This is a genomic window from Pseudomonas sp. B10(2017) (assembly GCF_002113295.1).
Classification (GTDB): domain Bacteria; phylum Pseudomonadota; class Gammaproteobacteria; order Pseudomonadales; family Pseudomonadaceae; genus Aquipseudomonas; species Aquipseudomonas pudica.
Map to the genome: position 1 here is coordinate 1 of NZ_NEJU01000041.1, position 11,382 is coordinate 11,382.

General features: G+C 64.3%; 11 protein-coding genes. All 11 read left to right on the top strand.

What is annotated here, in order from left to right:
* Window positions 1-1,081: outer membrane protein assembly factor BamA (bamA, locus tag CAF92_RS26105; RefSeq protein ID WP_085602336.1), on the top strand; the 1,081-nt coding region annotated here is incomplete at its 5' end.
* Between the two features lie 145 nt (window positions 1,082-1,226).
* Window positions 1,227-1,610 (top strand): hypothetical protein, encoded by a 384-nt coding sequence (locus CAF92_RS26110; RefSeq protein ID WP_046616669.1) that lies wholly within the window; start codon window positions 1,227-1,229, stop codon window positions 1,608-1,610.
* Between the two features lie 14 nt (window positions 1,611-1,624).
* Entirely contained in the window at window positions 1,625-2,590 is a 966-nt protein-coding gene (locus CAF92_RS26115) for an endonuclease (RefSeq protein ID WP_085602337.1), read from the top strand.
* A 146-nt stretch (window positions 2,591-2,736) separates the two neighbouring features.
* Window positions 2,737-3,045, top strand: coding sequence for a hypothetical protein (locus CAF92_RS26120; protein WP_085602338.1), 309 nt, complete (start codon window positions 2,737-2,739; stop codon window positions 3,043-3,045).
* Window positions 3,046-3,093: 48 nt separating this feature from the next.
* Window positions 3,094-3,645: a YbhB/YbcL family Raf kinase inhibitor-like protein gene (locus CAF92_RS26125; RefSeq protein WP_046616671.1), complete on the top strand. Its 552-nt coding sequence runs from the start codon at window positions 3,094-3,096 to the stop codon at window positions 3,643-3,645.
* Window positions 3,646-4,200: 555 nt separating this feature from the next.
* Window positions 4,201-5,256, top strand: a complete 1,056-nt coding sequence (locus CAF92_RS26130; protein ID WP_085602339.1) for a 3-deoxy-7-phosphoheptulonate synthase — start codon at window positions 4,201-4,203, stop codon at window positions 5,254-5,256.
* An 80-nt stretch (window positions 5,257-5,336) separates the two neighbouring features.
* Window positions 5,337-5,618, top strand: coding sequence for a peptidylprolyl isomerase (locus CAF92_RS26135; protein WP_003258780.1), 282 nt, complete (start codon window positions 5,337-5,339; stop codon window positions 5,616-5,618).
* An 11-nt stretch (window positions 5,619-5,629) separates the two neighbouring features.
* Complete coding sequence (locus tag CAF92_RS26140; RefSeq protein WP_371916254.1) at window positions 5,630-7,573, top strand: extracellular solute-binding protein; 1,944 nt, start codon at window positions 5,630-5,632, stop codon at window positions 7,571-7,573.
* Window positions 7,570-8,628: a microcin C ABC transporter permease YejB gene (locus CAF92_RS26145; protein WP_025339233.1), complete on the top strand. Its 1,059-nt coding sequence runs from the start codon at window positions 7,570-7,572 to the stop codon at window positions 8,626-8,628. The genes CAF92_RS26140 and CAF92_RS26145 overlap by 4 nt, the downstream gene beginning before the upstream one ends.
* Window positions 8,628-9,644 (top strand): ABC transporter permease, encoded by a 1,017-nt coding sequence (locus CAF92_RS26150; RefSeq protein WP_025339234.1) that lies wholly within the window; start codon window positions 8,628-8,630, stop codon window positions 9,642-9,644. Before CAF92_RS26145 ends, CAF92_RS26150 begins: the two co-directional genes overlap by 1 nt.
* Before the next feature lie 140 nt (window positions 9,645-9,784).
* On the top strand, window positions 9,785-11,179 hold the full coding sequence (locus tag CAF92_RS26155; protein ID WP_085602341.1) for a sigma-54-dependent Fis family transcriptional regulator: 1,395 nt from the start codon (window positions 9,785-9,787) through the stop codon (window positions 11,177-11,179).
* The last annotated feature ends 203 nt before the right edge of the window (window positions 11,180-11,382 follow it).

Below are 11,382 nucleotides of genomic sequence, written 5' to 3' on the forward strand. Positions count from 1 at the left end.
CGTCGGTTTTGCCCAGAGCGCCGGCCTGATCCTCGGTGGTTCGATCAGCCAGAGCAACTTCCTCGGTACCGGTAACAAGGTGTCGATCGGCCTGACCCGCAGCGAGTACCAGACCAAGTACAACTTCGGCTTTACCGACCCCTACTTCACCGCAGATGGCGTCAGCCTGGGCTACAACCTGTTCTACAACAGCACCGACTACAGCGATTACTACGACGATGGCGTTTCCTATTACGCGATCGACAGCTACGGTGCCGGGGTCAGCTTTGGCTACCCGATCAACGAAACGTCGCGCCTGATCTATGGCCTGACCCTGCAGCACGACAATATCTCGCCCGGCACCTATAGCGCCGACGAGATCTACGACTTCATCGCACGCGAGGGCAAGAGCTTCAACAACCTCAAGGCCTCGATCGGCTGGTCGGAGTCGACCCTGAACAAAGGCGTGCTGGCTACCCGCGGCCACTCGCAGAGCCTGACGCTGATGGCCACTACCCCTGGCAGCGACCTGTCGTTCTACAAGCTGGACTACAGCGGCCAGACCTACCTGCCACTAACCAGCAACACCTCGCTGCGCCTGCATACAAGCCTGGGCTACGGCAACGGCTACGGCTCCACCGACGGGCTGCCGTTCTACGAAAGCTACACCGCAGGTGGGCTGGGTTCGGTGCGCGGGTTCAAGGACGGCAGCCTCGGCCCGCGCAATACTCCGGCCACCGGCACCTATGCCAGCGCCGGACAGGCCTATTACTCCGACCGTGACACCGACGTGCTGGGCGGCAACATCCTGATTGCCGGCGGTGCCGAGTACATCTTCCCGTTGCCGTTCGTGAAGGACCAGAGCCAGCTGCGCAGCTCGGTGTTCGTCGATGCCGGCAACGTGTACGCCGATACCTGCTACCTGTCGACCACCCAGGTCTGCGGCAGCGTGGACCTGGCTCAGATGGCCGTGTCGCTGGGCATTGGCGTGACCTGGTACAGCCCAATGGGGCCGCTGAGTTTCAGCCTGGCGGCACCGCTGAAGAAGCCGGATGGGGCAGAAACCCAGATGTTCCAGTTCTCGCTGGGGCAGACCTTCTGATGCCTGGCTCAGCGCAAGGCTGCTCCTGCAGCGACCGCACCGAGCTGGCGTTGAGCATTACCCGCTTTTACCTCTGCTTAACCCAAGTTGACAGTGACCTTCCTTAAGCTGGCCAGGACTCGTACCCGCCCAGCAGGACATGCCCATGCCACCCTTCACACCATGCTTCCCCACTTCACTGCGCCCCGACGAAGTCCCGGTCGCGCTACTCGACCTGGTCCAGCAGCGCCTGGCCGGGCTGCTCGGCCCGCGCTTCAGCGTGGTGCTGGGCGGCAGCGGCAACGGTGCCGGGGTCAGCCACTACCACCTGGCAATCCAGCACAACCAGAGCGGTGTTTCCCTGGAGGACACCGGCGCCGTCGGCACCGGCTTCATCGAGCGCCTGCTGCGCATGGCCACCCAACTCAAGGCCATGCTCGACTCGGCCACGTTCAGCAGCATGGGCAGCGACGACCCGCGCCGCCCACTGGTGTGGATCAGCGAGCTGGCCTGCCCCAAGGAAATGATTACAATGCATGCCCCAACCTGAAATATGTTTTTCCCATGAAATCAGTGCTTTACGCCGTATCCTTACTGTTTTCCTTCACCCTCCCTGCCCTGGCCAGCCCACCGGCGACCTTCACCGAAGCCAAGGTGGTGGCCAAGCAGAAGGTGTACATGGACCAGGCCAGCAGTGCCATGGGCGACCTGTATTGCGGTTGCAAATGGGCCTGGGTGGGCAAGTCTGGCGGGCGTATTGATGCCGCCTCGTGCGGCTACCAGACGCGCAAGCAGCAGAACCGCGCCGAACGCACCGAATGGGAGCACATCGTGCCGGCCTACACTTTCGGCAACCAGCGCCAGTGCTGGAAGAACGGTGGCCGCGAGCATTGCGTGGATGACGACCCGGTGTTCCGCGCCATGGAGGCCGACCTGTTCAACCTGTACCCGGCAGTGGGTGAGGTAAACGGCGACCGCAGCAATTTCAACTACGGCATGGTTGCTGGCAATGCAGGGCAATATGGGCAGTGCACCACCAAGGTGGACTTCGTGCAGCGTGCTGCCGAACCACGTGACGAAGTGAAAGGGCTGGTCGCCCGCACCACCTTCTACATGTACGACCGTTACAAGCTGAGCATGTCGCGCCAACAGCAGCAGTTGCTGATGGCCTGGGACAAACAGCACCCAGTGTCGGCCTGGGAGAAAGAGCGTGACCGGCGCATTGCCGCGATCATGGGGCATGCCAACCCCTTCGTCACCGGGGAGCGCAAATGGACCGCCAACTACAAGCCGGTCGGCAGTGGCGTGGTACAAGCGGTGCCGGCGAAGGCCGCCAAGCCTGAGGCCAAGCCGAGCCTGGCCAGTGCCGGGTCGGTGGGGGCTGTGCTTGGCAACCGCAACAGCCATGTCTATCACCTTTCCGTCGGCTGCCCGGGTTATACCCAGGTTACCGCGAAGAACCAGGTCACCTTCGCCACAGAGGGTGAGGCGCAGGCAGCGGGTTATCGCAAGGCGGGCAACTGCCGCTGATCGCCTTCTTCGGGGCCCGCGCGGCACCTTTGCAATCGAGCGGGCTGCACAGCAGCCCGCAACAATGACCATCCGTCGCCCAGACGGCACCCCACTCCCCGCCCCCAGCCCAACGAATGACAGATCATCCGCAAAGGAGACGTTCCATGATCCGCATTCGCCCACTCTCACTGTGCCTTGCCCTTGCCCTGGCCAGCGTCACTGGCACCAGCTTCGCTGCCACTGACACAGACACCGACAGCCGTCCGCAAACCGACCAGTACGGTCGCAAGACCGCCGGTGAAGACAGCAGCGTCAACAGCCCTGGCAGCAGCAAAGCCAACGACAGCAGCGACACCGGCAGCAACAGCGATGCCGCCGACGGCGCTGCTGGCGGTTCCAACAGCACCGGCGAAGCCACTGGCTCCGGCGCCGGGCACACCGGTGGCACCGCCGAGGACCAGGACAGCCATTGAGGCCGGCCTGGGCTACACTGCGCCGGAACGCCCTGCCAAGGATCCACCATGAACCTCAAACCCTGGCTGCTCGCCGCCCTGCTGCCGTGTAGCGCCTTGGCCGTTGCTGGCGGCCAGGGCGCGCTGTCGATCAGTTCATCATCGTTCACCGACGGCGGCGTGATCGCCTTGCAACAGGTTGGCCCGGACCCGGCCTGCGGTGCCGGCGAAGAGCGCACCCCGCAACTGAGCTGGGACAATCTCCCCGCAGGGACCCAGTCGCTGGCACTGATCATGTTCGACCCGGACGGCGGCAAGGGCATTGGCGTGGTCCATTGGCTCGCCTACAACATCGACCCGGCCCAGGATGGGCTGAAGGAAGGCGCCGCAGGGTTGACCGGGCAAGGTGTGACCGTGGGGCGCAACTCGCGGGGCACACTCAGCTACCGAGGCCCTTGCCCACCCGCCGGCGACAACCCGCACCACTATGCACTGACGCTGATCGCCACCGACCTGCCATTGGGCACCCTGCCTGAAGGCCTGGACCGCAGCGGCTTGCTGCAACTGCTGCAAGGTCACGCACTCGGCGCGCAGAGCCTTGTCGGGCGCTATGGTCATTGAACCAGGCAGTACAAAAAAATTGATCATCCCCCATAGCATTTATCCATTGAATGGCCCGGCCGAACTGAAGTAAGCTCGGGCTCATTCACTGGAGAGCAACATGCCGAAACACACCCGCAATCACGCCAACCACACCGGTCGCACCCTGCGCCCTGTGCTGGCTGTTGCCGGCTGCGTGGCACCTGCCAGCTATTACTTCGGGTATTGGTTTAGCCACTAGGCGCCGATACCCACACGGCGCCCACCTTCGAGGGGCCGCCGAACATGAGAATACTCAAACCCCCGGTCGGCTCCCCGACCGGGGGTTTTGCTTTTCAGGCCTTTGAACAACACCGATTCACATTGAGGACAGATTCATGAACTACGCCACTTATTACTACGCAAACACCTTCGCCTGGCGATTTAGCCAATCCCGTTCGGGCCAGCCTGCCGCCTCCGTTCGGTCTTCCACAGGTGGCAATGCAGCAGCCAACACGAATTCAACGATCTGTCGAACACCTCGATAGGGCCGACCACGCGGGCCAGAACCCGCCGTCCGCCCAGGGAAAAAACGCCATGCAAGCTTCCAGCCTCGCCCTGACCCAGTCGCAAGCGGCCAACACCACCGTCAGCCAGCGCCTGCCCAGCCCGCACCTGCTCAAACAGCAAATGCCGCTGTCCAGCGAACTTACCCAGCAAGTCCATGCCCACCGCCAGGCCATCCGCGACATCCTCGAAGGCCGCGACCAGCGCCTGCTGGTGATCGTTGGCCCGTGCTCGATCCACGACCCGCGCTCGGCCCTGGAATACGCCGACCGCCTGGCCGCGCTCAGCCGCGAAGTCGACGACAAGCTGCTGCTGGTGATGCGCGCCTACGTCGAAAAACCCCGCACCACGATAGGCTGGAAAGGCCTGGCCTACGACCCGCACCTCGATGGCAGCGACGACATGCACGCCGGCATCGCCCTGTCCCGCGGGCTGATGCTGAACATGATCGAACGCGGCCTGCCGGTTGCCACCGAGCTGCTGCAGCCAATGGCCGCCGGCTACTTCGATGACCTTCTGGCCTGGGCCGCGATCGGCGCACGCACCACCGAGTCGCAGATCCACCGCGAAATGGTCAGTGGCCTGGAGTTGCCGGTCGGTTTCAAGAACGGCACCGACGGTGGCATCGCCATCGCCAGCGACGCCATGCGCAGCGCCGCCCACCCGCACCGCCACTTCGGCATGGATGCGCAGGGCTACCCGGCCATCATCGAGACCTTGGGCAACCCGGACACCCACCTGGTGCTGCGCGGCGGCCACAAGGGCCCGAACTTTGATGCCAACAGCATTGCCATGGCCCGCCAGGCGCTGGCCAAGGCCGGGTTGCAGGCGCGGATCATGGTCGATTGCAGCCATGCCAACAGCGGCAAGGACCCGGCGCGCCAGCCGGCGGTTTTCAACGATGTGCTGGAGCAGCGCCTGGCTGGCGACCGTTCGATCGTCGGCGTGATGATCGAAGGGCACTTGTTCGACGGCTGCCAGGCGCTGGGCAAGGGCGCGCTGAAATACGGCGTGTCGATCACCGACGGTTGCCTGGGCTGGGCCTCGACCGAAACCCTGTTGCGCGAGGCGGCACAAAAACTCTAGGTAGCGGGACGCAAGCCTGGCGAGACATACCCCGGACAAGTGCGCTAGGCTTGCCTTTTTTACCCCAAGGAGCAGTACCCATGGCCCGTGCAACCGCCCGCCACATCCTGGTCAGCAGCGAAGAGAAATGCAACGAACTGAAAGCCCAGATCGAAGCAGGCGCCGACTTCGCTGAAATCGCCAAAGCCAATTCCACCTGCCCGTCCAGCCGCCAGGGCGGTGACCTGGGCTCGTTCGGCCCGGGCCAGATGGTCAAGGAGTTCGACACCGTGGTGTTCAGCGCCCCGGTCAATACCGTGCAAGGCCCGGTGAAGACCCAGTTCGGCTACCACCTGCTGGAAGTGACCAGCCGCCAGGATTAAGTAGCCAGTAGCTGCTCATGTCCCCTGTGGGAGCGGCGGTGCGCCGCTGCGCTTTACCCGCGAATGCGTCCGTTCACGCAACGTCGTTGCCTGATCTGGCGCTTTCGCGGGTGAACCCCCTCCCACAGGCCCTGTGTTACCTTTTTCTGCTTTGTTTTTCCTTCAATAGCCAGGCTGCACCCACCCACGCCCTCACCGTCTACGGCGAAGCCCCCCGCTACAACGCCAGCTTCCAGCATTTCGACTACGTCAACCCCGACGCCCGCAAAGGCGGCATCCTGCGCCGCTCGGCCATCGAGATCGGCCAGTTCGACCATATCCTGCCGTATATCGACAAAGGCATCGGTGTCAGCGAGGTCGATGGCCTGTTGTACGCGCCACTGGCCGTGCGCTCGTTCGATGAACCCTACACCGTCTACGGCCTGATCGCCCGGCGCATGGAGCGCGGCCCGGAGGATGCCTGGCTGCGTTTCGAGATCGACCCGCGCGCCACATTCGCCGATGGCAAGCCGGTGCGCGCCGAGGACGTACGCTTTACCTTCGAGCTGCTGATGAGCAAGGGCAGCCTCAAGTACCGCACCCAGTTCGCCGATGTCGCCGCCGTCATCGTGGAAAGCCCGCACAGCGTGCGCTTCGACTTCAAGCCCGACCACGGGCGCACCCTGCCGCTGGACCTCGCCAGCCTGCCGGTACTGCCCGAACACGACTGGCAGCAGCGCGATTTTGCCAACGGCGCTGGCTTCGACAAGCCGGTCGGCAGCGGGCCGTACCGTATCGGGCGCATCGACAACGGCCGCAGCATCACCTTCGAGCGGGACGCCAACTGGTGGGCGCGCGATCTGCCGGTCAGCCGTGGTCGCTACAATTTCGACAAGCTGCGCATCGAGTACTTCGGCGATACCGAAGTGGCGCGGCAGGTGCTCAAAGGCGGCGGCTATGACTACAACCGCGAATTCTCCGCCACCGCCTACACGCTGGGCTACAACGGCGCGCAACTGGACGACGGCCGCCTGCAGCGCGCCCACCTGGGCCCGGCCAAACCGCAGGTGGCCCAGGGCTTCGTGTTCAACCTCGACCGGCCGCAGTTCAAGGACCGTCGCGTGCGCCAGGCGCTGGGCATGCTGTGGGACTACGAGTGGAGCAACCGGCAGATGATGCGCAACATGTACATCCGCCAGCAGAGCGTGTTTTCCAATACCCCGCTGGCTGCCCGCCAACTGCCGGATGCCGACGAGTTGAAACTGCTCGAGCCGTTGCGCGGCAAGGTACCGGACGAAGTCTTCAGTACCGTGTTCACCGCCCCGGTCACCGATGGTTCGGGGATAATCCGCAAGCAGCAGCTGCAGGCATTGGCGCTGCTCGAGCAAGCCGGCTGGCGGCCCGAAGGCGACCGCCTGGTGAACAGCCAGGGCACGCCGCTGGCGTTCACCTTCCTCAACGGCCAGGCAGGCATGGAGCGCCTGCTGCTGCCGTGGAAGCGCAACCTGGCTCAGATTGGCGTGACCCTGGAAATCCGCAACGTCGATTCGGCCCAGTACGTCAACCGATTGATGGCACGTGACTACGACATGATCGTCACTGGCTACCCGGTCACCCTGTCGCCTGGTGCCGAACTGTACAACTACTTTGGCTCGGCAGCGGCCCACGACCCTGGGTCGAATAACCTGATGGTGCTGCAGGACCCTGCCGTGGACCGGCTGATCGACGGCCTGGTGCGCGCCGACACCCAGGCCGACATGCTGCATCACGCCCGTGCCCTGGACCGGGTTCTGCAATGGAACTATTACTGGATCCCCAATTACTACCCGCCCGGCAGTTCCACTGCCTGGTGGAACCGCTTCGGCCTGCCCAAGGTTCAGGCTGCCTATGACGAAGGCCTGGACACCTGGTGGGAAGTCAGCCCTACCGCGCTGACCAACGCGCAAATGGCCGAACGCCGGAAATCCTCGCCATGACCACCTACATCCTGCGCCGCCTGTTGCTGATCATCCCGACCCTGCTGGCGATCCTGTTGGTCAACTTTGCCATTGTCCAGGCCGCGCCGGGTGGCCCGGTGGAGCAGGCGGTGGCGCGCCTGCAAGGCATCGGCGGCGGCGCCCCCGGTGCCCGGGCCGAGGTGGTGCACGGCGAGTCACGTGCCACCCGTGGCCTGGACCCGAAACTGATCGAGGAGATCAAGCGCCAGTACGGCTTCGACAAGTCCGCCCCCGAGCGCCTGTGGTTGATGCTGGGCCAGTACGCCCGGCTGGACTTCGGCAACAGCTTCTTCCGCGGCGCCAAGGTCACCGACCTGATCCTCGACAAGTTGCCGGTCACCCTGTCGCTGGGCTTCTGGGCCACGCTGATCACCTACCTGGTGTCCATCCCGCTGGGCATCCGCAAGGCAGTGCGCCACGGCAGCCGCTTCGATGCCTGGAGCAGTGCACTGATCGTGGTCGGCTATGCCCTGCCCTCGTTCCTGTTTGCCCTGTTGCTGATCGTGCTGTTCGCCGGCGGCACCTCGCTCAGCTGGTTCCCGGTGCGCGGCCTGGTCTCGGACAACTTCGACGAGCTGAGCCTGTTGGGCAAGGTCGCGGACTACTTCTGGCACCTGGTGCTGCCGGTCGGCGCCCTGGTGATCGGCGGCTTCGCCACCCTGACGCTGCTGACCAAGAACGCCTTTCTCGACGAGATTTCCCGGCAATACGTGGTTACTGCCCGCGCCAAGGGCCTGAGCGAGCGTCGGGTGCTGTATGGCCACGTGCTGCGCAATGCCATGCTGCTGGTGGTGGCCGGCTTGCCGCAGGCGTTGATCACGGTATTCTTCGCCGGCTCGTTGCTGATCGAGGTGATCTTCTCGCTCGATGGCCTGGGCCGCATGAGTTACGAGGCGGCCGTGTCGCGCGATTACCCGGTGGTGTTCGGCACGCTGTTCATCTTCACCCTGGCGGGCCTGCTGATCCGCCTGATCGGTGACCTGTCGTACACCCTGCTCGACCCGCGTATCGACTTCGACACGAGGGCCCGCTGATGCTTTCACCGATTTCGCGTCGTCGCCTGCAACGCTTTCGCCGCAACCGCCTGGGCTGGGTTTCGCTGTGGCTGTTCGCCGCCCTTCTGCTACTGAGCCTGTGTGCCGAGCTGGTGGCCAACGACAAACCGCTGCTGCTGGGCTACAAGGGCGACCTGTACGTGCCGGCGCTCAAGCGCTACACCGAGCAGCAGTTCGGTGGCCAGTTGCCCTTCCAGCCAGACTACCGCAGCGCCTATGTACGCCAGCTGATCGAGCAGCAAGGTGGCTGGATGCTGTTCGCCCCGATCCCGTTCAGCGCCGATACCCCCAACTACGACCTGCAGGTGCCCACGCCCAGCCCGCCAAGCGCGAGCAACTGGCTGGGTACCGACGACCAGGGTCGCGACGTGCTGGCCCGGGTGCTGTATGGCACCCGGGTATCCTTGCTGTTCGCCTTCGCCCTGACCGTGGTCAGCGTGCTGATCGGGGTGGCGGCCGGTGCCCTGCAGGGCTACCACGGCGGCTGGGTCGACCTGGTCGGCCAGCGCCTGCTGGAGGTGTGGTCGGGGTTGCCGGTGCTGTACCTGCTGATCATCCTCAGTGGGTTCGTCGAGCCGGACTTCTGGTGGCTGCTGGGGATCATGGCGTTGTTCTCCTGGCTTACCCTGGTCGATGTGGTGCGTGCCGAGTTCCTGCGCGGTCGCAACCTGGAGTACGTGAAAGCCGCCCGGGCGCTGGGGTTGCCAGACAGCCAGGTGATGCTGCGGCATATCCTGCCCAATGCCATGAACGCGACGCTGACCTATGTGCCGTTCATGCTTACCGGGGCGATCACCACCCTGACTGCACTGGATTTTCTCGGTTTCGGCATGCCGGCCGGGAGCGCTTCGCTGGGAGAGCTGGTGACCCAGGGCAAACAGCACCTGGAGGCGCCGTGGCTGGGCTTTACCGCGTTCTTCGCGCTGGCGGTGATCCTGTCGCTGCTGGTGTTTATCGGGGATGCCTTGCGCGAGGCGTTCGACCCCAGGGGATAGGTTTGCAGGTCTGGCCTCTTCGCGGGTAAACCCGCTCCTGCAGGGTCACCACAAACCTTGAGGACTGTGGGGTACCTGTGGGAGCGGGTTTACCCGCGAAGAGGCCGGCCCTGCTTTTACAGATTTCAGGATTTCTACCCATGCACGACAGCGACAGCCTCAAGGACTACCCTCAGGTACGGCAACTGGCGATCCGCTCGTTGTTCGAGATCATCGAGCAGTCCAGCGAGGGCACGGTAATCGTCGACCGCCAGGCGCGCATCGTCTGGATGAACGAGCGCTACGCCCGGCGCTTCGGCCTGGCCGACGCGGCCAGTGCCATCGGCCAACCATGCGAGGCAGTAATCCCGGGAAGCCTGATGCGCGAGGTAGTGAGCAATGGCCGGCCAATCCTGCTGGACATGCTCGACACCCCGAACGAGCCGCTGGTGGTCATGCGCCTGCCCATCCACGATGATCAGGGCGCGCTGATCGGCGCCATCGGCTTTGCCCTGTTCGATGAGTTGCGCAGCCTGTCGCCGCTGCTCAAACGCTACTCCAGCATGCAGCAGGAGCTGGCCTCGACCCGCTCGCAGTTGCGCGCCCGCCAGGCCAAGTACAGCTTTGCCCAGTTCGTCGGCAGCAGCGCCGCCAGCCTTGAGGCCAAGCGCCGAGCCCGGCGTGGCGCGAGCAGTGATTCGCCGGTGTTGCTGCTGGGCGAAACAGGCACCGGCAAGGAACTGCTGGCCCATGCCATCCATGCAGCGTCGGCGCGGGCGCACAAGGCGTTTGTCAGCATCAACAGTGCGGCAATCCCCGAGACACTGCTGGAAGCCGAATTCTTCGGTACCGCCCCCGGCGCCTTTACCGGCGCCGATCGCAAGGGCCGCAGCGGCAAGCTGCAATTGGCCGAAGGCGGCACGTTGTTCCTCGACGAGATCGGCGACATGCCGCTGGCCCTGCAGAGCAAGCTGCTGCGGGTGTTGCAGGAGAAGGAGTACGAGCCGGTAGGCTCGAACCAGATGCTGCGCAGTGATGTGCGCATCATTGCCGCCACCTCCATCGACCTGCAGGCCGCCATCGCCCGCGGGGCATTCCGCGCCGACCTGTATTACCGGCTGAATGTGCTGCCGATCGAGGTGCCGCCACTGCGGCAACGGCTGGAGGACCTGCCGGCGCTGTGCGAGGCCATCCTGGGGGAACTGGGCAGCCAGTATGAGCTGGAGGCCGAAGCGCAGCAGCTATTGGCGAGGCATGCATGGCCGGGGAACATTCGCGAGCTGCGCAATGTGCTGGAGCGGGCCACGCTGCTGGCAGATCAGCCGCGGCTGGGGGTGGAGGATCTGCGGGCGGCATTGGGGCCGTTGAGCCCGGTGGCGGCTACGCCTGTGCGGCAGACTTACCGTGAGGCCTGTGAGGCGTTTGAGCGGGAGCTGATTGCCGGGGCACTGGCCGAACATGCGGGAAATGTGCCGCAGGCCGCGCAGGCTTTGGGGTTGGGGCGGTCGACCTTGTACAAAAAGATGGTAGCACTGGAGATTTCGTCTCCAACCTGAGACTGATGTTTCTGATTTGAGATCGCTTCGAGGGCTTTGCCCTCGATCGCCGGCAAGCCAGCTCCCACAAGGTATTGCACCGCTTTCAGAACTTTTGAATAACCCTGTGGGAGCAACTGTCTTGCTCAATTTCTAAAAGCTGGCGTGATCCCTGTGGGAGCGGGCTTGCCCGCGAACACGGGCGAAGCCCGTGCCATCCATCG